This is a genomic window from Psychroflexus salinarum, from assembly GCF_042677225.1.
Lineage (GTDB): Bacteria > Bacteroidota > Bacteroidia > Flavobacteriales > Flavobacteriaceae > Psychroflexus > Psychroflexus salinarum.
In genome coordinates, this window is the sequence record NZ_JBHTIV010000005.1 from 69,989 (window position 1) to 95,261 (window position 25,273).

22 protein-coding genes and 1 tRNA gene are annotated in these 25,273 nt (G+C 34.6%); 12 read left to right on the plus strand and 11 right to left on the minus strand.

The genetic code is table 11. The features are described 5' to 3' along the window. Window positions 1-27 precede the first annotated feature (27 nt). Together ACFQ0R_RS02590 and rbfA are read right to left on the minus strand one after the other, a co-directional pair. A complete protein-coding gene (locus ACFQ0R_RS02590) occupies window positions 28-1,224 on the minus strand; it encodes an ABC transporter permease (protein ID WP_379656814.1) in 1,197 nt (398 codons plus the stop codon). Continuing rightward, on the minus strand, window positions 1,221-1,613 hold the full coding sequence (gene rbfA, locus ACFQ0R_RS02595) for a 30S ribosome-binding factor RbfA (protein WP_379656815.1): 393 nt from the start codon (window positions 1,611-1,613) through the stop codon (window positions 1,221-1,223). The genes ACFQ0R_RS02590 and rbfA overlap by 4 nt, the downstream gene beginning before the upstream one ends. Before the next feature lie 63 nt (window positions 1,614-1,676). On the opposite strand from rbfA, the gene mce reads away from it, so the two are divergent. Continuing rightward, complete coding sequence (mce, locus tag ACFQ0R_RS02600) at window positions 1,677-2,081, plus strand: methylmalonyl-CoA epimerase (protein ID WP_379656816.1); 405 nt, start codon at window positions 1,677-1,679, stop codon at window positions 2,079-2,081. 71 nt (window positions 2,082-2,152) lie between these two features. Further along, window positions 2,153-2,229 (plus strand) — tRNA-Ile (locus tag ACFQ0R_RS02605). A gap of 131 nt (window positions 2,230-2,360) precedes the next feature. On the opposite strand, the gene ACFQ0R_RS02610 is transcribed toward ACFQ0R_RS02605, so the two are convergent. Beyond that, window positions 2,361-2,972, minus strand: a complete 612-nt coding sequence (locus ACFQ0R_RS02610) for a DUF4136 domain-containing protein (RefSeq protein ID WP_379656817.1) — start codon at window positions 2,970-2,972, stop codon at window positions 2,361-2,363. Window positions 2,973-3,118: 146 nt separating this feature from the next. Here ACFQ0R_RS02610 and ACFQ0R_RS02615 point away from each other — a divergent pair, with 146 nt between their 5' ends. After that, a complete protein-coding gene (locus ACFQ0R_RS02615; RefSeq protein WP_379656818.1) occupies window positions 3,119-3,934 on the plus strand; it encodes an endonuclease/exonuclease/phosphatase family protein in 816 nt (271 codons plus the stop codon). 2 nt (window positions 3,935-3,936) lie between these two features. On the opposite strand, the gene ACFQ0R_RS02620 is transcribed toward ACFQ0R_RS02615, so the two are convergent. The 3 genes from ACFQ0R_RS02620 to dusB all read right to left on the minus strand — a co-directional run bounded on the left by ACFQ0R_RS02620 (window position 3,937) and on the right by dusB (window position 6,956). Continuing rightward, entirely contained in the window at window positions 3,937-4,485 is a 549-nt protein-coding gene (locus ACFQ0R_RS02620; RefSeq protein ID WP_379656819.1) for an HNH endonuclease, read from the minus strand. Between the two features lie 339 nt (window positions 4,486-4,824). Continuing rightward, window positions 4,825-5,886: a serine hydrolase domain-containing protein gene (locus ACFQ0R_RS02625; RefSeq protein WP_379656820.1), complete on the minus strand. Its 1,062-nt coding sequence runs from the start codon at window positions 5,884-5,886 to the stop codon at window positions 4,825-4,827. 74 nt (window positions 5,887-5,960) lie between these two features. Beyond that, on the minus strand, window positions 5,961-6,956 hold the full coding sequence (gene dusB, locus ACFQ0R_RS02630) for a tRNA dihydrouridine synthase DusB (protein WP_379656821.1): 996 nt from the start codon (window positions 6,954-6,956) through the stop codon (window positions 5,961-5,963). 149 nt (window positions 6,957-7,105) lie between these two features. Between dusB and lepA the strand changes: the two genes are divergently transcribed. Further along, window positions 7,106-8,902, plus strand: coding sequence for a translation elongation factor 4 (gene lepA / locus ACFQ0R_RS02635; protein WP_379656822.1), 1,797 nt, complete (start codon window positions 7,106-7,108; stop codon window positions 8,900-8,902). Here lepA and ACFQ0R_RS02640 read toward each other — a convergent pair. Then, window positions 8,899-9,987 carry an ABC transporter permease gene (locus ACFQ0R_RS02640; RefSeq protein ID WP_379656823.1) on the minus strand — a complete coding sequence of 363 codons (1,089 nt, stop codon included), beginning with the start codon at window positions 9,985-9,987 and terminating at the stop codon, window positions 8,899-8,901. The two genes, lepA and ACFQ0R_RS02640, sit on opposite strands and share 4 nt — an antisense overlap. 21 nt (window positions 9,988-10,008) lie before the next feature. Continuing rightward, window positions 10,009-12,156 carry a carboxy terminal-processing peptidase gene (locus tag ACFQ0R_RS02645; protein ID WP_379656824.1) on the minus strand — a complete coding sequence of 716 codons (2,148 nt, stop codon included), beginning with the start codon at window positions 12,154-12,156 and terminating at the stop codon, window positions 10,009-10,011. Between the two features lie 158 nt (window positions 12,157-12,314). On the opposite strand from ACFQ0R_RS02645, the gene surE reads away from it, so the two are divergent. Genes surE through ACFQ0R_RS02660 form a run of 3 tightly spaced genes read left to right on the plus strand, consistent with a single transcriptional unit; the run spans window position 12,315 to window position 13,861 of the window. Then, window positions 12,315-13,100, plus strand: a complete 786-nt coding sequence (surE, locus tag ACFQ0R_RS02650; protein WP_379656825.1) for a 5'/3'-nucleotidase SurE — start codon at window positions 12,315-12,317, stop codon at window positions 13,098-13,100. Continuing rightward, on the plus strand, window positions 13,093-13,374 hold the full coding sequence (locus ACFQ0R_RS02655) for a hypothetical protein (protein ID WP_379656826.1): 282 nt from the start codon (window positions 13,093-13,095) through the stop codon (window positions 13,372-13,374). The genes surE and ACFQ0R_RS02655 overlap by 8 nt, the downstream gene beginning before the upstream one ends. Before the next feature lie 4 nt (window positions 13,375-13,378). Further along, window positions 13,379-13,861: an acyl-CoA thioesterase gene (locus tag ACFQ0R_RS02660; protein ID WP_379656827.1), complete on the plus strand. Its 483-nt coding sequence runs from the start codon at window positions 13,379-13,381 to the stop codon at window positions 13,859-13,861. Window positions 13,862-13,937: 76 nt separating this feature from the next. On the opposite strand, the gene ACFQ0R_RS02665 is transcribed toward ACFQ0R_RS02660, so the two are convergent. After that, entirely contained in the window at window positions 13,938-15,770 is a 1,833-nt protein-coding gene (locus tag ACFQ0R_RS02665) for a fasciclin domain-containing protein (RefSeq protein WP_379656828.1), read from the minus strand. Between the two features lie 120 nt (window positions 15,771-15,890). Then, on the minus strand, window positions 15,891-16,544 hold the full coding sequence (locus tag ACFQ0R_RS02670; RefSeq protein ID WP_379656829.1) for a hypothetical protein: 654 nt from the start codon (window positions 16,542-16,544) through the stop codon (window positions 15,891-15,893). A 79-nt stretch (window positions 16,545-16,623) separates the two neighbouring features. On the opposite strand from ACFQ0R_RS02670, the gene ACFQ0R_RS02675 reads away from it, so the two are divergent. The 5 genes from ACFQ0R_RS02675 to ACFQ0R_RS02695 all read left to right on the plus strand — a co-directional run bounded on the left by ACFQ0R_RS02675 (window position 16,624) and on the right by ACFQ0R_RS02695 (window position 24,215). Further along, window positions 16,624-17,148 carry an RNA polymerase sigma factor gene (locus tag ACFQ0R_RS02675; RefSeq protein ID WP_379657437.1) on the plus strand — a complete coding sequence of 175 codons (525 nt, stop codon included), beginning with the start codon at window positions 16,624-16,626 and terminating at the stop codon, window positions 17,146-17,148. A 44-nt stretch (window positions 17,149-17,192) separates the two neighbouring features. Continuing rightward, window positions 17,193-18,101, plus strand: coding sequence for a FecR family protein (locus ACFQ0R_RS02680; RefSeq protein ID WP_379656830.1), 909 nt, complete (start codon window positions 17,193-17,195; stop codon window positions 18,099-18,101). Further along, entirely contained in the window at window positions 18,098-20,614 is a 2,517-nt protein-coding gene (locus ACFQ0R_RS02685) for a TonB-dependent receptor plug domain-containing protein (protein WP_379656831.1), read from the plus strand. The genes ACFQ0R_RS02680 and ACFQ0R_RS02685 overlap by 4 nt, the downstream gene beginning before the upstream one ends. An 86-nt stretch (window positions 20,615-20,700) precedes the next feature. Beyond that, window positions 20,701-23,208, plus strand: coding sequence for a M14 family metallopeptidase (locus tag ACFQ0R_RS02690; protein ID WP_379656832.1), 2,508 nt, complete (start codon window positions 20,701-20,703; stop codon window positions 23,206-23,208). Between the two features lie 95 nt (window positions 23,209-23,303). Further along, complete coding sequence (locus ACFQ0R_RS02695; protein WP_379656833.1) at window positions 23,304-24,215, plus strand: patatin-like phospholipase family protein; 912 nt, start codon at window positions 23,304-23,306, stop codon at window positions 24,213-24,215. Between the two features lie 46 nt (window positions 24,216-24,261). Here the strand turns inward: ACFQ0R_RS02695 and ACFQ0R_RS02700 are convergent, their stop codons facing one another. Then, entirely contained in the window at window positions 24,262-25,263 is a 1,002-nt protein-coding gene (locus ACFQ0R_RS02700; protein WP_379656834.1) for an NADP-dependent oxidoreductase, read from the minus strand. Window positions 25,264-25,273 lie beyond the last annotated feature (10 nt).

A 25,273-nucleotide genomic window follows, 5' to 3' on the forward strand; every position in this document is an offset into this window, starting at 1 on the left:
AACAACATAAAGTAATAAGAGGAAATATTAATGAAGAGAACGCTTCACACTTTTCGATGAAATATAGGACGCTAAAAAACCTAATCCTGAGATGGTCACAAAAACAATCAGAATATTGACAAATTCAAGTTTCACAGGATAAGCTAAACTTGGAGTTATCATGATCCACTCTAAATGAAGTTGAGAGATGACCAAAAGAATACCGAGCGTAAGTCCAACTATACCTCCTGCAACACTCATCAGTCCACCTTGATAGAAAAATATACGCTGGATTTCAGTTTTGGTCAGCCCCAAATTCAGAAGTGTTTTTGAATTTTGTTGCTTTTCCAATACAGCCATAATAATAGAACCTATCACATTGAACAAAGCAATAATAATCACCAAAGTAAAAATTAAATACACCGCTAAATTTTCAGTATTTAGCATTTTGTAGAGACTGTCGTTGAGTTGGATTCTGTCTTTTACATCAACTTGCTGATGAAATATATCTTTTAAGTCTTTTTGAACTGAATTTAAATCCGCCGATGATGCGACTTTTACCTCAATAGCAGAGACCTCATTTTCATTAAGCTGCAGTAACCTTCTGGCAAAACCAATATCCGTAAAAACGAATTTTTTGTCCAACTCTTCATTTATAGAATAAATACCAACTACAGTTGCACTCCCTGTTCTAAAGGCATCTTTGACATCTAAAATCTGGCCTTTGCCTGGTTTAGGAACATATAAACTTAGTAAACCCGAATAATCTCTAACTCCTGCAGAAAGTTTCCGAGACAAATCGTTACCGAGCACCACCTGGCTTGCATTCTGCTCGAGCCATTGACCAAGAAATACTGAATTTTTAATATCACTTATGGCCTGGAAAGTAGTATCCACACCTTTGATAAATGCAGGAGTGTTTTTAGATTTGAAACTTAACAAAACTCGCTCCTCAATCACTTCAGAATACATTACGATATCTTTGTTATTTTGAAGTTGAGAATTCTGAAGAGAATCTACTTCAAAAAACTTACCTGTAGAAGGCATGACCTTCAGGTCCGGATCAAATTTATTGGTAAAGGAAAGACTGAACTCTTTTAGCCCTGCAAATGCGGACAAAACTACAAATAGAGACAAGGCCCCAGCGATTACTCCAATAGAGGCAATCCAAGTGATGATATTTATCGCTGTGTTGGAACTTTTAGAAAAGAAATAACGCTTGGCGATGTAAAAGGATACGTTCAATTTTTCTTACGCTTGTCTAATAAGTCAGGATTCTTGATAGGGTCATTTTTACCTTTGAAGGCTTGCTCCAGATCGTTGATATATTCTATTGAATCATCATTGAAAAAAGTGAGCTCTGGCATTCGTCGCAATTGATTCTTGGTTCTTTGTGCAACTTCATGCTTTATTTTTGACTTCATAGCTCGAATTTCTTCAACTATTTTCTCAGATTTCTCTGAAGGGAAAATGCTTAAGTGTGCTTTGGCCTGAAGTAAATCTGGTGTAACTCTAACTTTGGTTACAGATATAATTAAATTTTGAGTCCCTGCTGCTTTCAATTCAAGCTGAATGACTTCAGCTAAGTCCTTCTGAAGAATTCCAGCTATTTTCTTTTGTCTATTTGATTCCATACTGCAAAGTTAGAATAAATATATAAATGCTAGTTTTGTGGTAAAACTTTGTGAGTATATCTTATGATTAAAAAAATTGAACACTTAGGCATTGCCGTAAATAATATTGAGGAAGCTACTAAAACTTATGAAGCTTTACTAAATGTACCTCCGTATAAAACTGAAATCGTTGAAAGAGAAGGCGTCAAAACTGTCTTCTTCGAATGTGGTGAAAGTAAAATTGAACTCCTTGGTGCTACGCGTGAGGATAGTCCTGTAGGAAAATACTTGAGTAAGCAAAAAGAAGGAATTCATCATATCGCTTTTTTTGTGGATGATCTCAAATCTGAAATGAAAAGACTACAAAGCGAAGGTTTCCAATTACTTAGCGAAGAACCAAAAGCTGGAGCTGATGGGAAATCCATAGTGTTTTTGCACCCCAAAAGTAGTCATGGCGTCCTCGTAGAATTATGCGAAGACAGAACTTGATTTTAAATTGAAAAATATTTTGGCTGATAATAAACTTATACTTATTTTTGCCATCCTTAATAATCAGTATCGGTCCCATAGCTCAGCTGGTTAGAGCACCTGACTCATAATCAGGTGGCCCTTGGTTCGAGTCCAAGTGGGACCACCAGTAAACACTAAGCCTTACAGAAATGTAGGGCTTTTTTTATTTTTGTCTTTATACGATTTCAGTTCAGTAGGTTTGTTTTAAAAAAAAACTGCCTTATAAAGACAGTCTTTAAAAATTGAGATTTAAAATAATTACTTATTATTTAGAGGATACTCTTGAAATATATCTCTAATCGACTCTTGAACTGCTTCCGTTTCAGATTGATCCATTATTGGTTCTGAAGTAATTCCTTTCCAAACTGATTGTTTTGTCTCTCTATCAACCAAATCAACTACCACTGTACCTTTTTTATATGAATAGGTATCTGTTGTATAACCAATGACTCCCCCTGGATAGTACCAGTCGTACCATCCTCTGTAATAAAAAGGCTGATAAAATGGACTTACCGGCATACCTGCAACAGAGTTATTATATGGATAGCTAGCATACACAGGCTCTTCTTGTCGTTTAGTTTTTAAGTCTGTTGTAATACTAATAAGCACTAAAAGATCTGGATTATCTCTATCTAATGTATAACCTGTCGCTTTCATTTGTTCATTGATTGTTTCAATAATAAATGAATTTAAAAAATCGGTCTGAACTGCTGAATTGCGAATTTCTATAGACGCATTGGGCAAGTAAGCGAATGTCTCATATTTGCTTAAATCTGCTTTGTTAGGTCTAACTGTCTGAACGTCTGATGCCCCACATCCAAAAAGTAAGAAACCTAGTATAATTGGTAAAGTATTTTTTAAAAGCTTCACTATGTCTAGTTTTAAAAATTAATATTAATCATAACATAACAGATTTTACGGCAATGAAAACCGATATTGTGATTTTAAAACTTATTTAACAGCAAAAATTATTTCTATCTAGTGACAACAGAGAATTATTTCAAATTAAATTATTCGTGAGAAAATACTACCTTTTATTTATATATAGCATATTTATTTTTTCTGGAAATATCAGCATTTGTCAAGTCAAACTGAGTTCCTGGAATATCAGACACCTTGGAAATTCAAAATCCAATCAAGCCATAACTTTTATGGCTAAAACTTTAAAAGAATACGACATAGTGGCTATCCAAGAGGTTGTTGCTGGAGATGGCGGCGCTCAGGCTGTTGCAAAGCTAGCCGATGAATTAAACCGAACTGGTTTCAAATGGAACTATGTGGTGAGCAATCCTACTCAAGGAGGAAGCTATAGCTCAGAGAGATATGCTTACCTTTGGAAACCGAGCAGAGTAAAACTGATGAAGAAAGCCTGGCTAGACTTAGATTGTGTTGAGGATTTTGAACGTGAGCCTTATTTTATAAAGTTCAAGTATAAAGAGGATTACTTCACGCTTGTCAACATCCATGCTCTTCCAAAATCTAAACAACCAGAACAGGAACTCAAGAATTTAAAACTTTATCCAGACCTTTATTTTGAAGAAAATTTAATTTTCCTTGGAGACTTTAACTTGCCACAATCACACACGATTTTTAACCCTTTGAAATCAAAAGGTTTCATTCCTGCATTAGTAAATCAAAAAACAAGTCTAAAGATGAAATGTGTCTCAAATGAATGTCTCGCTTCAGAATATGATAATATTTTCCTGGACAGTAAACATTTCAAAATGCTTCAAAATGGAGTAAATTCATTTTATAAGTCATTTCCCAATTTAAAATCAGCACGAGCGATTTCAGACCACATTCCCGTTTGGGTTGAATTTGATTTTAAATAATATTAATAATCAGTCACAGACCCCCAGTTCTCTCCACTTTTGATTCGATATAATTGCATCTCTGATATACCAAATTGCTTTGCTATCATTTTCATACGAGTACGTCGATTAGGATCGTGAATTTTTCGTTTGATCAACCTTACCTTTGCTTCCGTCAATTTGGAGTAAGTTCGTTTTTTAGGTCTATTTATATATTCTGGATTGCTAAATTGATGGTTCTCTTTCTCTTTCTTAGTAGCCCATTTAAGATTTTCAACTTTGTTATTTAATTTGTCATAGTTGAGATGAATCACATAGATTCCATCACCTCGTTCCAAAAAATGCTCTGCAACCAATTTATGAACATATCTACTAGTAGATTTTTTGTTTTCTTCTTGCTTAAGAGGGATAGTTTGGTAACCATTAATAAAGGACTCCTTTACGAGAACTTCTTCCGGGCCTTTACAATTGAGCATCCTGCCATAATTTGAAATTTTATACTTTTCAAACTTGGCAATTTTATCGTCAAAGACGACATTTTTCCATTTTTCGTTGTAGTAATTACGAATCATTTGCTTTTTGATTTTGAGACTTAATTCATTAGGACGAAGGAGTTCCGAATCAAAAAAAACTGGTAATTAATTAACGCAATATAATCGATTTATTTTTATTCTAAAAAAATAATCTCGCTGAAGACTTTTAAGATTTTAATATCTACTGTTAATAATATTTATTTAAAAAAACAATAGAACTCTAAATTGTCTATAGCTATTAAAATTGAAGGTTACCACAGACTGAATGACAGAAGAAGATTTAATCGACTTGACGAGATACCAAATGACAGACCGGAAGATACTTTATTTCAACTGTCATCTTTTTAAAAGCGTCATGTTGATCATCATTGGCGCTTTTTAATTTCCTATTGAATTCAACAGTTTAAAGCCCAATTCATCTACACTAGAAGCTTTGGGGTGAAAACCAGATACATTGGTTAAAATAACAACAGCTTTTTGGGATTCTGGGACCATATAGATAGATGCAGAATACCCTCCAGTTCCTCCATTATGCCAATACAAATCATTCCCAGCATCATCCTGAAGAATATGCCAGCCTAAACCCAATCGTAAATTTGGATTAACGAGAAATGTTGGCATTAATGTTAATGAAAATGCATCTTCATCTTCTTTAAAATGAGCTTTTACAAATTGCGACAAGTCTTTTGTAGAAGATAAAATTGCACCTGCTCCTTCAAACACTCCCATCTCCCAAGCTGGTGTAGGATTTCCATTTTGATCTAAACCCTGCACAAGTCCACTTTGTATTTCAGTCTCTCTTAATGTAGATTGGTTCATTTCTAGGGGATGAAATATTTTTTCTGAAAGTAATTCTTCATAACTTTTCCTGCTAGCGTTTTCTAGTGCTTTAGCCAAAACAGAAGCTCCTATATTTGAATATTGATAAGTCTTTTCATCAGAAGAAACCTCCATTTCTGTTGATAAGTAGTATTCTAGATCTGCTTCTGCATAAGTTCTGTAAGGGTTTTGGGGATTTACACTTGCTAAATTCAAATTGGATGGTAATCTTGGTAATCCAGAGGTGTGGTTTGAAAGCTCTTCTAAAGTCATCCCTTTTTCATTTAATGAAAAACTAAAATACTTCTGTATAGAATCTGTGAGTCTCACCTCTTTTTCTATTACAAGCTGAGCTAGTAATGTGGAAGTAAAAACCTTGGTCACGGAGCCAATTTGAAATACAGAAGCACTATTATCCAATTGATTAATAGCGTCAGCAAACTTGACTTGGCCATAAAATTGAGTTTCATTTCCATCTACTATCGCTACAGAAAATTGTGTTTGATTAGGAAATTCACTTATATAATTTTTTAAAGTTTGACTGGTATTATCATCAAAGGTTTGAGCTTGTGTCACAGAGCCAAAAACCGCCATTAATGCAACTAAAACAATAGATTTCATTCTTTATAAATTAAGTGAGTGGTATTAAGCCTGCCTGCGTTTCTTGAAAAGCAGCTTCAGAATAAATAAAAAAGTTACTCAACAAATTGATAATCTGCGAATTTCTCCTCAACTTCATCAAACGTGGCAAAAACATCTTCAGCATGATCGGAAGTAACCATTTTCATTCGGTACTCCTTAAAATGAGGAATTCCTTTAAAGTAATTAGTATAATGTCTGCGAGTTTCAAAGACGCCAAGCTTTTCTCCTTTCCAGTCGATAGACATTTGGAGATGACGTCTTGCAATGTCCACGCGCTCCACGAGTGATGGCGGCTCGCAATGTGTTCCTGTTTCAAAATAATGCTTTACAGCTTTGAAAAACCATGGAGAACCAATACTCGCTCTGCCAATCATAGCTCCATCCAGACCATATTCATCTCTCATAAGCGCAGCTTTTTCTGGCGTATCTACGTCGCCATTTCCAAAAACTGGAATGTGCATTCTCGGATTGTTTTTAACTTCAGCAATTGGCTTCCAATCGGCTTCGCCTTTATACATCTGAGCTCGTGTACGCCCATGTATCGAAATCGCTTTGCACCCCACATCTTGTAATCGTTCGGCAACTTCATAAATTTTTATCGAATCATGATCCCAGCCCAAACGAGTTTTGACGGTAATAGGTAGGTTGGTGTGTTTTACCATGGCTTCTGTCAATTTCACCATAAGGTCAACATCTTTCAAAATTCCTGCTCCAGCTCCTTTAGAAACAACTTTTTTCACAGGGCAACCAAAATTGATATCAATAACATCTGGCTTGGTCTTCTCAACAATTTCCACAGACCTTAACATAGATTCTAAGTTGGCTCCAAAAATCTGAATGCCGACTGGACGTTCTTTCTCATAAATATCCAGCTTCATCATACTTTTCGCAGCATCACGAATCAATCCCTCTGAAGAAATAAATTCTGTGTATACCATATCTGCTCCATATTCCTTGCATAAAGCTCTAAAAGGAGGATCACTTACATCTTCCATAGGAGCGAGCAGAAGAGGGAATTCTCCTAAATCTATGTTATCTATCTTAGCCACAACTTTTTATTGCAAAATTAGGGAATTATAAACAATTTACATAAAGCTTTTATCAGTGCTTGAAATACATCTCTTAAGCCAAACAAATCCTGTATATTTGCCACATTAAATTCTAAAGCAACAGAAGCTTAAGATTAGGAAAACGGACTATGAAGAATATTCGAAATTTTTGCATAATTGCCCATATTGACCACGGAAAAAGCACTCTAGCCGACCGTTTATTGGATTTTACAAAATCTGTAACTGAACGCGAACGTAAAGAACAGCTTTTGGATAATATGGACTTAGAACGCGAGCGCGGCATCACAATAAAAAGTCACGCCATACAAATGGTTTATGATTATAAAGGAGAAGACTATGTTTTTAACCTTATAGATACGCCAGGACACGTAGATTTCTCTTACGAGGTTTCAAGATCTATTGCCGCCTGCGAAGGCGCGTTACTAATTGTTGACGCCGCACAAAGCATACAGGCGCAAACTATTTCAAATTTATATTTAGCTCTAGAAAACGATTTAGAAATCATTCCTGTGCTAAATAAAGTAGATCTTCAAAGTGCCAATCCAGACGAAGTGACTGATGATATTGTAGACCTTATTGGCTGTAAACGTGAAGATGTTATAAGAGCCAGCGCCAAAGAAGGTATTGGTATTGAAGAAATTCTTAATGCCATTGTGGAACGCGTTCCAGCACCGAAGGGCGATCCAGATGCTCCGCTTAGAGCTTTGGTTTTTGACTCTGTTTACAATCCATTTAGAGGTATTGAAACTTACTTTAGAGTGTTTGATGGCAGTATCAAAAAAGGTCAGAATATAAAATTTGTAGCTACAGATAAAAACTATTCTGCAGATGAAGTAGGGACATTGAAGTTGGTACAATTTCCTAAAAAAGAAATAAAAGCAGGAGATGTGGGCTACCTTATCACAGGTATAAAAAATGCCAAAGAAGTCAAAGTTGGTGACACAATCACCGATGCCGAGAATCCTACTAAAAATGCTGTTGCTGGTTTTGAAGATGTAAAACCGATGGTTTTTGCAGGAATTTATCCAGTGGAAACCGATGAGTATGAAGAATTGAGAACAGCGATGGAGAAGCTTCAACTTAATGACGCTTCACTGGTATTTGTACCCGAAAGTTCTGCAGCACTTGGATTTGGTTTTAGATGTGGATTCCTTGGAATGCTCCATCTTGAAATTATACAAGAACGTTTGGAACGTGAGTTTGATATGACGGTTATCACAACAGTGCCCAACGTGTCTTACAACGCTTATACATTAAAAGATAAAGATAAACCCATCATAGTTAGTAATCCTACAGACTTACCTGAACCTACTTATCTGGATCGTGTTGAAGAGCCATTCATAAAAGCTAGTATTATTACCAAGTCTGATTTTGTAGGACCAGTGATGTCTCTGTGTATAGAAAAGCGTGGACAAATCACTAATCAAACTTACTTGACCCAAGATCGTGTGGAACTTAGTTTTGATATGCCTCTCGCTGAAATTGTTTTCGATTTCTATGATAGATTAAAAACTGTTTCTAAAGGTTATGCCTCATTTGATTATTCTCCGATTGGTATGAGAAAATCTAAATTGGTAAAGGTAGATGTGTTATTAAATGGAAACACAGTAGATGCGCTTTCGGCATTATTACACGTTGACAATGCTTACGATATTGGTAAGAGAATCTGTGAAAAGCTGAAAGAATTAATTCCGAGACAACAGTTTGATATTCCAATTCAGGCTGCGATTGGTGCTAAAATTATTGCTAGAGAGACTGTAAAAGCATTAAGAAAAGATGTGACGGCAAAATGTTATGGAGGTGATATTTCCAGAAAACGTAAACTTTTAGAAAAGCAGAAAAAAGGTAAAAAGCGTATGCGTCAGGTAGGAAATGTAGAAATTCCTCAAGAAGCATTTATGGCTGTTTTGAAACTTAACGACTAGTTTTTCACATCCAAAGCATCTCGTAAAGCATTACCGATAAGCATAAAAGCCATCACTAAACTCATGATGCCTAATCCTGGGATGATGGCTAAATAAGCTTTTCCCAAAATGATATAACTATAATGATCTTTAATCATTGCTCCCCAGCTTGGTGTTGGCGGTTGTGCCCCTATTCCTAAAAAGCTAAGTCCACTTTCAATCAGTATCGCAGCGGCAAAATTAGCTGCAGAAATAACTATTACTGGCGCAAGTACATTGGGTAAGATGTGTCTTATTATTATTCTTTGATTCTTAAAACCTAAAGCCAGTGCTGCTGTTACAAATTGAGAGGATTTAACACTCATAACCTGACCTCGTACCACACGAGCTACTTCTACCCACATTGTTAAGCCAACTGCTATAAAAACCTGCCAGAAACCTTTACCGAGTGCAAGCGTAATGGCAATTACCAAAAGTAAGGTAGGAATTGACCAAGTGACATTGATCAGCCACATCACAGCAGCATCAATTTTGCCTCCATAATACCCGGAAATAGATCCTAAAAACAATCCTAAAAGCAGAGAAATAAATACGGATATAAATCCAACTGAAAAGGAAATTCGTAAGCCTATAAGCATTCTACTCAGCAAATCACGACCGTATTTATCGGTGCCTAACCAGTAGGTTCTTTCGTATATATGTTCAGATGCAAAATCAGGGGCGAATTGAGTTAAATCGATCTCATTTTCTAAAGACTGATCTTTTACTCCATAGTTTTGATAAAAGAGTTTATTCCCTTCTTTTCTAAAAGACTCTATTGGAATGATTTCGTTGGGATATTCATTTCCAAAGAAAGATTTTGATAGCCAAGATTGCTTTCCAGTATTAGTATTTGGAAATTCGATGACCTGTACAGAAAAGCCTGGCGATTTTGAATGAATACTGAGCGCCATAGAATTAGCGTTCTCAGAACTGTCTGGAGCAAGGAAATAAGCGAACACTCCCACAAACAGACAAAGCACTATATACCAGAAACTTAAAACGCCCCAAAGGTTTTTTTTAAACTTTTGGAGCGCTAAGTTTTGTAAAGAAGTATTTTTTTTCAAACGTGCTGAATTGATATTAGCCTAATCCTTTCTAGCTGCAAGTTTAATGGAATCTTCATCAACTTTCAAATCTTGAAGCACCTGAATAGCTTCTTCTACATACACATCTTTCGATAAGCTTTCGTGCCATCTTTTTCTTTTTTGAGTCAAAGATGAATCCTGAGCCATCAAAGCTTCTTCATAAGGAAGAGATTCATAAGTTAGGCTGGTATTATAATTATTAATTTTTTCGAACTTTTGAGCCATCTCCTCTACCTTCTCAATTTCTTTACTGTAGCTTTCATAATTTAAACTAAAGCTATTTTGATTTCTCTGTGATTGAATCCATTTGGCATTTTCATCAATCATTTGAATTTGAGCGTTATTGGACAAGCGTCCTTTACTTGATGAGATAACTTCATCCAAATTTGAATAACCTTTCCAAACCTTATAATTCGCAGGAGCAATTTTATCCCATGGCATTGGGTTTTCGTAATCTCTTTCACCAATATCTATATAGGAGTAACGATCCGGTACAGCCACATCACTTTCCACTCCTTTCAATTGAGTAGAGCCACCATTTATTCTATAAAATTTTTGAGTTGTAATTTTCAATGCGCCCATATCTCCAAAGGAACTATTTCTCATCCACCTATTGAGATCAACTACATTTTGAACCGTTCCTTTACCATAGGTTTGCTTGCTTCCTATCACAATAGCTCTCTCATAATCTTGCATTGCTGCTGCCAATATTTCTGAAGCTGAAGCAGAAAGTTCATTCACAAGTATGACAAGTGGCTTATCCCATATAACATTAGAATCTGTATCTTTTAGAACTTCAGTATTATTTTTAGCATCTTTCACCTGTACTACAGGGCCTTTTTCAATAAAAAATCCAGCAATGTCAACAACTGTTGACAAAGAACCACCGCCATTATTTCTTAGATCCATCACAAGACCTTTAGCATCAATCTCATTTAACCTCTCAAGTTCCTTTTTAATATCAGAAGCTGCATTTCTTTCATCATAGTTTTGCATATCAAAGTAAAACTTTGGCAGATTTATGACTCCGAATAATTCTCCGTTTCTTTCTACAGTAGAAGATTTTGCATAGGTTTCTTCTATCTCAACTACATCTCTTACAATGCTAATAGTTTGAGTACTACCATCGACTTTTTTTACTGTCAAAACGACTTTAGTTCCTTTTGGTCCTTTTATGAGATCTACAGCATCGTCTAAACGCATACCACGAATATCTACTGGTTCGTCTTCATCTTCCTGTTTTACTTTCTGGATAAGATCACCAACTTCTAATTCTCCATTTGTCCAGGCTGGACCTCCGGAAATGACTTCCACAATTTTTACATTATCTCTTTGTTTCTGAAGTCGAGCACCAATACCTTCTAATTTCCCAGACATAGAAATATCAAATCTGTCTTTATCTTGAGGTGCGAAATAATTGGTATGCGGGTCAAACTGACTTACAAATGAATTGATATACAAACTAAACCAGTCCTTACGTTCTAAATCGGACATTGTATCAAAATAATTTTCGATTGACTCCTTAGTAATTTCACGTGCTTCTTTTTCTAACTCAGCATCAGATTTTACCTCAACATCTTCATCGTTTTCAATTTTATCTTTTTGCTCTAGCTTTAAGTCATGAAAAGTGGAAAGTGTAGAAAACTTAAATTGTTGTCTCCATCTTTCTTTTAATCCCTTTTTATTTACCGCATAATCTGCATTTTCATAATCTGTGTTGATAGTTTCCTGCTCCTGAAAATTAAAAGGTTTTTCGAGTAGCTCGGCATAAAAAGCTTTTGACTCTTCCATCCGCTTTTTATAACGATCTACTGTAAGATTGAAAAAAAGTAAATTTTTATTTTTAATTTGATCATCTATCAAAGTTTCAAACGCTTCGAATTCTTCAAAGTCACTTTCCAGAAAATGTCGTTTTATTGGATCTAATCCTTTTATGTAATCTTTGAAAACTGCTTGTGAAAAATCATCATCCACATCTTTCATATCAAAATGTCCTTGCTCGATCACATAAGATATAAGTTCTATAAGTACTTGATCTTTATCTGAATCTTCATCAAAATTTTTGGCAGTAAAGCTACAGGATGTTACAGCTAGCAGGGTTACTAATAATAAAATAACGAGATTGTTTCTTAATTTGTATCGTTTCATTGTATCAAAGTTCATTAAATGTAAACTAATGTAATATTTTCCAATTTACAGTAAAAACTATACCACATATTTTAATTGTAGCTAATAATTTGTTAAACGTGATTATTAGCTGTTTTGCTTTCTGAAATGTTTATTTTAGCTATCAGAAAAAATGAACAATGCAAACAGAAGAAAAACCATTAATTCTCGTTACCAATGACGATGGAATAACAGCTCCCGGAATAAGGCACCTCATCAAAATAATGAAAACTATAGGAGAGGTTGTTGTTGTAGCCCCTGATAGCCCTCAAAGTGGTATGGGCCATGCTATCACCATAAGTGATAATTTATATTGTGATCCTGTAACCATTGATAAATACTCCAAGGTCAAAGAGTTTTCTTGCTCCGGCACTCCGGCAGACTGTGTTAAAATAGCAACTCAAGAAATTCTAAAACGTAAACCAGATTTATGCGTAAGTGGTATTAACCATGGGTCCAATTCATCTATCAATGTGATATATTCTGGAACAATGAGTGCAGCTGTTGAAGCTGGTGTAGAAGGAATTCCTGCCATTGGTTTTTCATTATTAGACTATTCTATGGAGGCTAATTTTGATCATACCACCAAACATGTCAAACGCATCACCGAGAGCGTCATCAAAAATGGATTACCAAAAGGAGTAGTATTAAATGTAAACATTCCTAAGGCAGGTGAGGAAAAAATCAAAGGAATACAAGTCTGTAGACAAGCCAATGCGCGTTGGGAGGAAAGATTTGATAAACGTCAAAATCCTCAGGGACGTGATTACTACTGGCTTTCTGGCGAATTTGTAAACCAAGATGAAGGAAAAAATACAGATGTAGAAGCGCTAGAAGCTAATTATGTTTCGGTAGTTCCAGTTAAATTTGATTTGACCGCGCATGATTTTATAAATGAACTTAACTCCTGGAACATCAATGATTAAAAAAGAAATAGCTATTGGGTTTTTAGTAGGAATAGCTGCAAATCTTGCTGGTATGTTTTTATACATAAGCCTAATCATGCAAAAAGAATTTGAAGTCGTTCTAGGAAGAGCCTCGGAAGAAGGTGTTTTAGGAACTATCATAGCATTAGGAGCAATCTTAAATTTCTTACCCTTTTTTGTGTTTATCAAAAAAAAACAGGACTATAGAGCCAGAGGAGTACTGATAACAACAATTTTAAGTGCTGCAATCATTTTAATATCAAAATTTTTATAATTACATGTACACTAAATCATTTGAAATACGATGGAGCGATCTAGATGCCAATAGACATCTGGCCAATTCATCCTATCAAAATTTTATGAGTCATACCAGAATGGCTTTCTTGGTTGAAAATGGATTTTCACAACAAGAGCTTGTTAAACACAATCTTGGACCTGTTGTTTTTTATGAACATATCTTTTATTTTAAGGAGTTAAAGCCTGAAGACCATGTAAAAGTGAGTCTTGAGTTAAAGGGATTAAGTGCAGATGGGATGTTTTTTCAATTTGAACATAATATTTATAATCAAAGGGGCGAAAATAGCGCGAGGTGTGAAATGATGGGTTCCTGGCTTGATCTAAACACAAGACAATTAAGAGAACTTCCAAAGCACTTATTGAAACCACTAGAAAACTTATCTAAAACGGAAGATTACAAAGTATTAACAAAAGAAGATACAAGGAAATTTGGGGTGAAGCCAAAACACCTTAATGAAGTTTAATTTTGAAATAGGAGATAAAAAAAGGGTTCAATTAAATTGAACCCTTTTTAGTTTTAAGATTTTAATATTTAATAAATTAATTATTCTGCTCTGGAAGCAATACAGCATCTACTGCATGAATAACACCATTTGTTGCTTGCACATCAACTGCTATAACACCAATACCTGTATTTCCTGCGCCATCTGTAAGGTCGGCAATGTTATCACCAGTTCCAGGTAAAGTGACTGTAATATCATCACCTTGCAGTGACTGAACTGTAGCACCATCAGACAAATTCTCAGATCTAATATTAGATTCTATAATTACGTGATGACTAAGGACCTCGCTAAGGACTGGCTCGCCTGGCACTGTAATCGCATCGAATGCTGAGTTTACTGGTGCAAAAACTGTAAAAGGTGAATTTGTTGTACCAGAAAGTACACTCACAAAATCTGTATCAGCGGCTTGTAGTGCTCCAACAAGGTTACTAAAATTAGGATCTGCTGTTGCGAAAGTAACAACTGTTGGCAGATCAATTACAGCATCCACAATATGCACAACACCGTTTGCTGCTTCATTATCTGGCATTGTTACAGTTGAAATACCGTTTATTACAACACCATTATCTACATTGATATAAAAACTCAGATTGTCTTCTGTATTTCCATAAGTAGCAAGGGAATTAGTATAACTCGTGCTTAAATCAGTAGATAGTGCTGTTCCAGTAAGAACATGGTTTAATAAAACCTGCTCTACCGTTTCTACAGGCAGGTCTGTCAAAGCTGCACCACCCAAGAAAGTATCAAACGCTGCATTTGTTGGAGCAAATACAGTATATTCTCCAGACCTATCAGCTAAAACATCATCTAAACCTGTATACTCTAAAGCGGCTACTAGGCTTGAAAGATCATCATTCATCATCGCAAGACCAGCAATTGTTGGATCAATAACATCAACTATCTCCTGGGGTAGTAAAACTTTATCAATTGCATGAACTACACCATTATTTGTCTGAACATCAACAACAGCGATATTAGCATTATTATCTGTAGCATCACTAACTTGCGCACCATCTGTCAAATCAAAGACTAGATTTTCTCCTTGAAGAGTAGTCGCAGATAATCCGTCAGATAAATCTCCAGATCTTACATTACTACCAGCAATGACATGATATTCTAAAATTGTGGCTAAAGTTTCGGGAGCAACATCATCTAAGCTTTGCGCTCCAAGAGCATCTAATAAATTTTCAAAAGCCTGATTTGTCGGAGCAAATACCGTAAAAGGTGAGCTTGTAGAACCTGAAAGAATCTCTACATAATTTGTAGTTTCTGTGCTAGCGCGTTGTAAAGCAGCTACTAGTGTTGAAAACTGAGGGTTTGCAAGAGCCTGTGTTACAATACTCGGTAAACCTATCACTGCATTTACTTCATGCACAACTCCATTGGTTGCCAAGATATCTGCTGTAGTAACACTAGAAACACCATTGACTCTTACACCACTGATTGTGTCAATAAATAGACTAAGGTTGCTTTCTGAAGCACTTCCTGTTCCTAAAGAGCTCACATAGCCAGTAGATAAATCAGCTGCTAAGATTCTTCCATTGACAACATGATTTAAAAGGACTTCTCTTAATAAACTTTCTGGCACTTCTTCAAGACTTGAAAATCCGTTTGTTTGTAAAAATGAGCTAAAAGCGTCATTCGTTGGTGCAAATACTGTAAGATTTCCGCTACCACCTACAAATGGTGTAACTAAATCTGTACGCTCTAAAGCAGCTAAAAGCGAGGAAAATTGATCATTCTCTGTCACTAAATCTGCAATTGTTGGATCTCCCGATGGAGGAATTACTGGAGCATCATCATCATCTGAACATGATACTGATGCTGTGGCTAAAATCACCAAAAGCAATAATTTCGATAAAAATTTCATAGGTTTTTTATTTTATTGTTCAGTGATAAGACAAGACAGAACTAAAATTTACTACCTAGAAATTTCTATTTAATATGAATTTAACAAAAGCATCTACTTTATTGTAACTATTATTTATTGTTAATCACAATAGCTATCAACAAATTCATAAGCTTCAATGAATTCATGACTGGAGTTGATAATTGTGGTTTCAGAATTATTATCGGTGAGTGAAATAGGGTATTGAATTTCATAAACATCACTATCATGTAATTCCTCCAGATATAAATAAATGTCTTTATTATTAGTAAAATGAAAAGTTTCAAAAGTGCCATTTAATTCATTGAATTCTTTAATCGTAATTGAATAGACTAAATCTAAACATGAATTAGACTCAATATGAAGGCTTTCTTCACATATTGATTTATGAGTCATTAATTCTGAAGAAGAATTCACTTCGAAGATTTGATAATTTTTTAATGCAATGGATATCGGAAAAACAATTTCAATTTCGTCAGTGTCGTTAATAGTTAAAAGTTCTCTTGAAGAATTGAATGTTTGTAATTTTGAATTTATTTTCAGTTGATAAGGAAATACTAAACTAAAACAAGAAGTATTGTCAATATGATCATCAAAAGACCCATCATGTGAAGTAATCGACTTTATAACAGAAGTAAGTTCAGAAGATTTGTGCGTCGCATTGAAGGCTTCAACAACTTGATTATCGTCATCATTATAACATCCAAAAATTGAGATAGTAAAAAAAAGTAAAGTATATTTATAATATTTAACCATTTTAAAATAATTCTATTATTAAGACAACTAAAACACTTAAATCCCTACCTCATAAGTTATTTTTATATTTTTGAAATATATGAAAAGAACTCATTCAATAGTTAAAAATTGCTGCGAAAAATCTGTGTTTTCAAAACTTCATCAAAAATACGCCAAAGATTTGCACGACTTCATTTATTACAAATTTGGCGAGGCACATAATCCAAAAGATAAAGTTCAAGAAGCTTTTTTAAAATTATGGGAAAATTGCAAAAAGATTATTCCAGAAAAAGCTAGAAGCTATTTGTTTTCTGTAGCAAACAACACCACATTAAATGTTATAAAACATAAAAAAGTAGTCTTGAACTATGAATTAAATTCAAAACAAAATAACTCAGACAACCAGGATCCACAGTTTATATTAGAAGAAAAAGAATACCTAGATAAATATCAAGAAGCATTATCCAATCTTACAGAAGAAAAAAGAGTGGCATTTTTATTAAATAGAGTTGAAGGAAAAAAACATAAAGAAATAGCAGAGATTCTTGGTATATCAAGAAAGGCAGTTGAAAAAAGAATTTATACAGCGCTAGAGCAATTGAGAAAAGAAATTGACGGAATTTAACGAATAACAAGTAGGAAAATAGAAGGTTTAGTTGTCATATAAATATGAAAATAAAAAACGAAGAATTAATTAATAAATGGCTCAATAATGAGTTAACAAATAAAGAATTTGAGGCGTTTAAAAAATTGGACACCTTCTCTTCTTATACTAAGATTTCAGAAAAGGCTAAATTTTTTAAATCCCCGGATTTTAATACGGATGAGTCTCTAAAAGAAATTGAATCTAATATCAAATTCAACAACAATCCGCCAAATAAAATTAAATATAAATATCTAGCTGCTGTTGCTGCAATACTAATTATAGCCTTCACTATTGTAAAAATACTCAACAGTAATACTGATTATGAATCGTATAGCACAGAAATAGCTAAAACGGAAACCATAAATTTACCTGACAACTCAATAGTAAATCTAAGTGCAAACTCTTCAATATCTTACAATAGAACCAACTGGGAAGAAAAGCGAAATTTAGAATTAAAAGGGGAAGCTTTTTTCAGTGTAGAGAATGGTGAAAAATTTACTGTAGAAACATCCTACGGTAAGATTCAGGTTTTAGGGACTCAATTTAATGTAAAATCTAGAAACTACAGTTTTGAAGTCACTTGTTATGAAGGCTCTGTCCAGGTAAGGGTTGGTGATAAAATCTACATTCTAAAAGAAGGGGATAATTTAATTTTAAAAAATCAAAATATCTTAAGAAGTAAGACCATTTTAACTTCTCCGGCTTGGAAAAGGAACGTTACAGTTTTGAAAAGTACGTCTTTGGAAGTTGTCCTAAAAGAGTTTCAAAATTATTATAATATCAATTTTGAAACTTCAAATGTTGATACTTCTCGACAATACACAGGAAGTTTTGTTCATAATGATTTAGAAAATGCTTTAAAATCTATTACCTTGCCGTTAGACTTGACCTACGAAATAGAGAAAGAAAAGGTCGTTTTAAAAACTAGGTGAAATTTCTAAAACAATTTTTATTTATTCTTTTAGCATTTGGTTTATCTTCTATTACATATGCTCAAAGGACTGAAAAAGCTCAAGAATTAATACGTTTCATTAATTTACTTGAAAAAGAGTACAAAGTACTTTTTTCATATGCAGATGATGAGATCGATAATGTTATTGTGCCTACAAAAAAGAAATTTTCCAGTTTAGACGAAAATCTTCGCTTTCTAAGAGAAACAACTCCTTTTAATTACAAATATCATTCTGACACAAATATTTTAATCATCCCAAAATCTGGATTTAAAATGCTTTGTATCACCATTAAAGACAAGCTTACTCAAAAAGGCATAACTAATTCTTTTTTAAAAACTGATCAGTATATTTTCAATTCTGATAGTCTTGGTCAATTCAAAATTCCAATAAATTCTGCTGTCATAAATTTATATATTAATGCAAATGGTTATATACCAAAGCAGTTAGAAATTGATACCAGAAAAAAAAATGATTGCCCTGTATTTGAACTTTCACCATTTTATGAAGTTTTGGACGAAGTCTTACTTGAAAATTTTTTAACTAGCGGAATACAAAAATTTACATCTGGTGTTTTAGAAATCAACTATGAAGATTTTGGACTCTTACCCGGTTTGGTAGAACCAGATGTGCTTTTAAGTTTAAAATCTTTACCGGGAATAACAAGTCGGAATGAAAGCGTTTCATACATAAATGTGAGGGGCGGAACTCATGACCAAAACTTAATTTTATGGGACGGCATTAAAATGTATCATACTTCACATTTCTTTGGAATGATTTCAGCATTCAATCCATACATGACTAAAAAAGTAAAGCTAGTAAAGAACGGCACTTCTTCAAAATTTGGAGACGGAGTTTCGAGTCTTATAGACATGCAAACAAGTGACTCTATCAATAGTACTTTTAAGGCAGAGGTTGGTTTAAATCTTATTAATACAGACGCCATCATCGAGGCTCCTTTAAATCAAAAATCATCTATTGAATTTTCATTCAGAAAATCCATCAATTCCCTCTGGGAAAGTCCTACCTATGACCGATACTTCGATAAAACATTTCAAAATACTGAGGTTACCATTCAAGAATCTCCTACAGCACAACAAAACAATGACTTTTCATTTTATGATGCTAGTCTCAATTATAAAAACCAACTTTCTAGAAATGATTATTTAAAAGCTAATTTCTTTTATAGTCATGATGAATTTTCACTTAACAGGTTTGAAATTGAAAGAAATAGAGTAAACATAAGGTCTAGCAATCTAAACCAATCTAATGCTGCTGGAGGAATTTATTACAATAGAAATTGGACAAAAACTACAAAAACTCAAATTCAACTCTACGCATCCAGGTACAATCAAAATTCAATAAATGCTGATTTTTTGGATAAACAAAGATTGGAACAAATTAACGAAGTGCGAGAGATTGGTATTAAACTAAATTTACAAACAAAACTTAATAAAAATATTGCTTTTGAAGGAGGCTATCAATTAAATGAAACTGGAATTTCAAATTCTGAAAGAATTGATAATCCAGGTTTCTTTAGAGAAACTCAGAATTCAATTATTACAAATAGTATTTACTCACAAATCAATTATCAATCTGAAAACTCACGACTGAATCTTCAGCTTGGAGGACGTCTGAATCATTTTTCAAAATTTGAAAAAGTAACCATAGAGCCAAGATTCAATCTAAGTTACAAACTCATAGGTGACTTATTCCTTGAACTTCTCGGAGAAGAAAAAAGTCAAGTCACTTCTCAAGTAATTGATTTGCAAACAGATTTTCTGGGAGTTGAGAGCCGAAGATGGGTATTATCAAACCTCAACAATCGTCCAATTATTCAAAGCCAACAAGTTTCTACGGGATTCAATTATATTAAACCAAGTTGGTTTATAAATGTGGATCTATTTTATAAAAAAGTAGAAGGAATCACTACAGAGGGACAAGGATTTCAGAATCAATTTAGATTCGCACAAGACCATGGAAATTATGAAGTGAAAGGAATAGACTTTCTAATAAATAAAAATTTGAACCAATTCTCTAGTTGGATAAGTTACAGTTTGTCAGAAAATAGTTATGAATTTGAATCACTTGAACCTTCAACGTTTCAAAATAATTTGGACATAAGACATGTGGTCTCAACTGGCTTGACATATGAGCAAAATGGGTTGAAAATATCTGCTGGCTTCAACTGGCACTCTGGGGCTACAGTTACTATTCCTTCTGATGACCAGTCACAAAATCCACAGGAGATACTATATCAAGCTCCGAATTCTGAGAGACTTTCAGATTATTTTAGACTTGACTTCTCCTCCACATACACTTTCTCAATTTTTAAGAATATCCAGACTTTAGCTGGTTTTTCTATGTGGAATGTACTCGGGAGTTCAAATGTTTATAATCAGTTTTATTGGCTGGATGAAAACCAGAACATCCAGAATTTCAAGCAGAAGGGATTAGGCTTTACTCCTAATTTTGTGTTTAGACTAAAATTCTAATGTCTTTCTAAAATCAGATTCAACTTTTTTGAATAATTTAAGTCTTAATTTTGACCTCTAATACTAATCATTGAAAATAAAACTCTATGAAGTCACTACTTTTTGCACTTGTAATTTTTACAAGTATTTTTTCTCAAGCTCAGGATGTGAGCTTGGATTATTATTTACCAACAGATGTTTCTTATAACCAAGATATTCCAAAACCGAGTGAAGTTCTGGGCTATGTTCCCGGAGAATGGCACGTCAGCCACGATAAGCTGGTTCAATATATGACCGTAGTTGCAGAATCATCAGACAGGATTAGTATAAAAAATAGAGGCTTTACCTACGAAAAAAGACCTTTGCTTTTACTTACGGTAACCTCCCCAGAAAACCATAATAATCTTTCTGAAATCAAAAAAAAGCATCTCCAAATCGTTTCAGGAGAAGTTTCTGAGTCAGAATTTGAATCTATGCCAGTAGTTGTGAACCAAGGGTTTTCTATTCATGGTAACGAGCCCAGTGGAGCAAATGCAGCTCTAGTTTTAGCCTATTATTTAGCTGCTGCTGAAGGCCCTGAAATTGATAAGATTTTAGAAAACACCATTATCCTTCTCGACCCTAGTTTCAATCCAGATGGACTGCAACGTTTTGCCTACTGGACCAACACCAATAGAAGTACACATTTGAATCCTGACCCACAGGATCGAGAATTTTCTGAAGTTTGGCCGGGCGGAAGAACCAACCATTACTGGTTCGATATGAACAGAGACTGGCTTCCAGTTCAACTTCTTGAAAGTCAGGCAAGAATTAAGACCTTTTATGACTGGAGACCAAATGTACTCACAGATCATCACGAAATGGGATCCAATTCATCGTTCTTCTTCCAACCAGGAATTCCATCACGTACCAATCCACTTACTCCTCAACTCAATCAGGATTTGACAGAAAAGATTGGAAATTATCACGCTTCAGCTTTAGATAGTATTGGTTCGCTTTATTACTCTCAAGAAAGTTTTGATGATTTTTATTATGGCAAAGGTTCCACCTTTCCGGATATCAATGGTGCCATAGGAATTCTCTTTGAGCAAGCAAGCTCTAGAGGTTCTGGACAGCTAACCGATAATGGACTTTTAAGTTTTCCTTTCACCATAAAAAACCAGTTTACAACAGCGCTTTCCACATTGGAAGCTTCCCTGGAATTGAAAGACGAGATTTTAGGATTACAACATCAGTTTTACAGAAATGCTGAGAAAAAAGCCAAAAAAGGAGCTTATGTATTTGGTAGAAAAGGAGATCCTGTGCTAACCAATGAATTAGCTAAAGTCTTAAGCCAGCATCAAGTTGAACTTTACAAACTGGAAAAAGATGAAACCATCAACGGAAAAGATTTTGAAGCTAATTCGTCTTATATCATTCCAAAAAATCAACTGCAAAACAGACTGGTTGAAGCGATGTTTGAAGAGCGGAAAACTTTCAAAGACAGTATTTTTTATGATGTTTCCGCTTGGAGTTTTAGACATGCCTTTGATGTAGATTTTACTGAAGTTAAATCTGTTGACATGGGAGAAAAAGTAGATTCTCCAGAGCTTGGAACTCCCTCAGACCTCAACAAGTCACCTTATGCTTACGCCATGAGATGGAGTGATTTCAACTCTGCAAAAGTCTTGCATAAAATTATGGAGGCAGACATCAGAGTGAAAGTAGCTCAAAAGCCATTTCAATCTGAAACCGAGGAATTTGATTATGGTACTATTTTAATTCCAGTTCAAAATCAGAATAAAAGTGCTGATGAAATTTATAATCTGCTGAATGTTCTACAAAAGGAAAATCACGTGCACATGTCAGCTTTAGAAACAGGGCTTACACAAGGAATTAATCTAGGGAGTCCAAATATGGAACACTTAAAAATGCCTAAAATTGCTATGCTCGTTGGCGATGGAGTAAGATCTTATGACGCTGGTGAAATGTGGCATATGCTGGATTACAGATTCGAAATTCCTGTCACTAAATTAGATACTAAAGATTTCAACAGAACAAGTTTGGACAAATACACTCATCTTATTATCCCAAGTTCTAGCTCTAATAGTTTGAGCGGTTCAGATAAAACAAAACTGAAAGATTGGATAAGAAAAGGAGGAAGCATTATTGCTTATAAGGGCACAGCAAATTGGCTGAGGGAAGAAAAAATGATCGATTTCAAAACTAAAAAAGATTCTGTTGTGGCCAAAGATGTCAAATTTGCTGAACGCAGTGAATTTTATGGAGCAAAGCGGATTGGTGGGGCTATTTTTAATACTAAGGTTGACTTATCTCACCCTTTACTTTATGGCTATAACGACAGTGAATTAGCGATGTTCAGAAATTCTAATATGATGCTGGAAGCGGATGACTTGAGTTTTAACAATCCAATTCAATACACCAATTCTCCTTTATTGAGTGGCTATATCAACAAAGAAAATTTAGAATTGATCAAAGGCACAGTTCCTTTCAAACACAATAGATATGGCAGAGGTGATGTGATGATTTTTACAGACAACACCAACTTTAGAGCATTTTGGCTGGGAACCTTTAAGTTGTTCCTCAACTCTATATTCTTTAGTGACCAGATGTAGGTTGAAGTATTCATTTAATTGATAAAAGCCTGTTTCTAAAAAGAAACAGGCTTTTTAATTTATAAATTATTGTAATTTCATTTTAAAAGATAATAATGAAAGCATTGGTTATTTCTGGAGGAGGAAGCAAAGGAGCTTTTGCAGGCGGTATTGCAGAATATCTCATTTCTGAATGTGAAAACGATTATAATTTATTTCTGGGAACTTCAACCGGAAGCCTTCTCGTTCCATTATTGTCCATTGGAGAAATTTCAAAGCTGAGAGAAATTTATACATCTGTCACCCAAAATTCAATTTTTAGTCGAAATCCTTTTATCATCAAAAAGAGAAACGGTGAATTCGAAATAAAAATCAATCATTTAAATATTCTTTTAGGATTTCTGAAGGGCTCAAGAACTTTTGGAGAAAGTAAGCACTTGAGAAAACTGATTTTGGATACCATTACTACAGAGTTTTTTGAAAAAATGAAAAATCAAAATGTTGAAGTGGTCGTTACCGTCTCCAACATCAGTTTAGGACAGGTAGAATATAAATCTTTGAATGATTTCAACAGAGAAGATTTTTGCGACTGGATATGGGCATCTGCTAATATGATTCCTTTTATGAGTCTGATGAAAAAAAATGATTTTGATTACGGAGATGGTGGTCTCGGAAATATTGTTCCTATTTCTGAAGCCATTAACAGAGGGGCTTCTGAAGTGGATGTCATCGTTCTTAAAACTGAAAAACAGTATCAAAAAAAGCCTGTTAAAAATGCACTGGAACTTACTACTAGGGTATTTGACTTTTTAATGGATCAAATCATCCGAAACGATCTTACAATAGGAAAGTTAAGAAGTAAACATGAACATGTTGATCTGAACTTTTACCACCCTCCAGCAATGCTTACCAAAAACTCATTGATTTTTGATCCTGAACAAATGAAAAACTGGTGGGATATGGGTTTTGAATATGCCAAAAAAAATAGCCCTTATTGCAAACGCATTGAAACCAGTATGTATCAATAGAAATAGCCATTTACTGATTGATGAAACTTAAAAACTCTTAAGCTGCTTAAATCTTAACCAGCATTTTTCCTTTGTTTTTACCTTCAAAAAGATCTAAGAAAGCCTGTGGAATATTGTCAAACCCTTCCTGGATTGTTTCTTCATAATGAAGTTTCCCTTTCTGAAGCCAATCTGCTAATTGCTCAATTCCTTCAGGATGTCTGTCCTTATAATCAAAAATGACAAATCCCTGCATAGATGAGCTCTTTTTAATCAGAAACGGCTGCACACTCGTACTTTTTGGTAATTCAGTGTTGTTATAAACGGATATGGCACCACACACTACTGTTCTTGAAAATTTATTGATGTTGAAAAGTACAGCTTCAGAAATCTCTCCCCCTACATTGTCATAATAAACATCCACTCCATCAGGACAAGCTTTGGCGATAGCCTGAGCCATGTTTTCTGTCGTTTTATAATTAATGCCTTCATCATAACCAAACTCGGATTTGATCATCTCGATTTTCTCATCGGTACCAGCAATACCTACGACATGCATGCCAAGAATCTTTCCTATTTGTCCAACCACAGTGCCCACAGCTCCAGCAGCTCCAGAAACGAGAAGCGTTTCCCCTTCTTTGGGTTTTCCAATATCCGTAAGCCCAAAATAAGCGGTGAGCCCAGTCATTCCCAAAATGCCAAGGTATGCAGAAAGTGGTGCCTGATCTGGATCCACTTTTCTAAAGTTTTCAGCATTTACAACCTGTTTTTCTTTCCACTCGAGCATTCCAGTCACAAAATCTCCTGAGCTGAAGTTAGAAGATTTCGATTCTAAAACTTCTGCCACACAACCAGAAACTATAGGCTCATTAAGCTCAAAAGGCTCTATATAAGATTCGGCATCTGACATTCTTCCCCGCAAATAAGGATCTACAGACACATACGTAGTCTTGAGCAAAATTTCCCCGTCCTTCAATTCAGGAACTTCTGAAGTTGTAAAATCAAAGTCCGACAATTCAGGTTTTCCTTTGGGTCTATTTTTTAAGTTGATAGTTTTTGTAGTTGACATTATTTTGAAT

Excerpts from the sequence above, each read along its gene's own strand:
- rbfA (WP_379656815.1), bottom strand. The coding sequence starts at position 1,613 with ATGGAATCAAATAGACAAAAGAAAATAGCTGGAATTCTTCAGAAGGAC.
- mce (WP_379656816.1), top strand. The coding sequence starts at position 1,677 with ATGATTAAAAAAATTGAACACTTAGGCATTGCCGTAAATAATATTGAG.
- ACFQ0R_RS02620 (WP_379656819.1), bottom strand. The coding sequence starts at position 4,485 with ATGATTCGTAATTACTACAACGAAAAATGGAAAAATGTCGTCTTTGAC.
- ACFQ0R_RS02625 (WP_379656820.1), bottom strand. The coding sequence starts at position 5,886 with ATGAAATCTATTGTTTTAGTTGCATTAATGGCGGTTTTTGGCTCTGTG.
- lepA (WP_379656822.1), top strand. The coding sequence starts at position 7,106 with ATGAAGAATATTCGAAATTTTTGCATAATTGCCCATATTGACCACGGA.
- ACFQ0R_RS02645 (WP_379656824.1), bottom strand. The coding sequence starts at position 12,156 with ATGAAACGATACAAATTAAGAAACAATCTCGTTATTTTATTATTAGTA.
- surE (WP_379656825.1), top strand. The coding sequence starts at position 12,315 with ATGCAAACAGAAGAAAAACCATTAATTCTCGTTACCAATGACGATGGA.
- ACFQ0R_RS02655 (WP_379656826.1), top strand. The coding sequence starts at position 13,093 with ATGATTAAAAAAGAAATAGCTATTGGGTTTTTAGTAGGAATAGCTGCA.
- ACFQ0R_RS02660 (WP_379656827.1), top strand. The coding sequence starts at position 13,379 with ATGTACACTAAATCATTTGAAATACGATGGAGCGATCTAGATGCCAAT.
- ACFQ0R_RS02665 (WP_379656828.1), bottom strand. The coding sequence starts at position 15,770 with ATGAAATTTTTATCGAAATTATTGCTTTTGGTGATTTTAGCCACAGCA.
- ACFQ0R_RS02670 (WP_379656829.1), bottom strand. The coding sequence starts at position 16,544 with ATGGTTAAATATTATAAATATACTTTACTTTTTTTTACTATCTCAATT.
- ACFQ0R_RS02675 (WP_379657437.1), top strand. The coding sequence starts at position 16,624 with ATGAAAAGAACTCATTCAATAGTTAAAAATTGCTGCGAAAAATCTGTG.
- ACFQ0R_RS02680 (WP_379656830.1), top strand. The coding sequence starts at position 17,193 with ATGAAAATAAAAAACGAAGAATTAATTAATAAATGGCTCAATAATGAG.
- ACFQ0R_RS02690 (WP_379656832.1), top strand. The coding sequence starts at position 20,701 with ATGAAGTCACTACTTTTTGCACTTGTAATTTTTACAAGTATTTTTTCT.
- ACFQ0R_RS02695 (WP_379656833.1), top strand. The coding sequence starts at position 23,304 with ATGAAAGCATTGGTTATTTCTGGAGGAGGAAGCAAAGGAGCTTTTGCA.
- ACFQ0R_RS02700 (WP_379656834.1), bottom strand. The coding sequence starts at position 25,263 with ATGTCAACTACAAAAACTATCAACTTAAAAAATAGACCCAAAGGAAAA.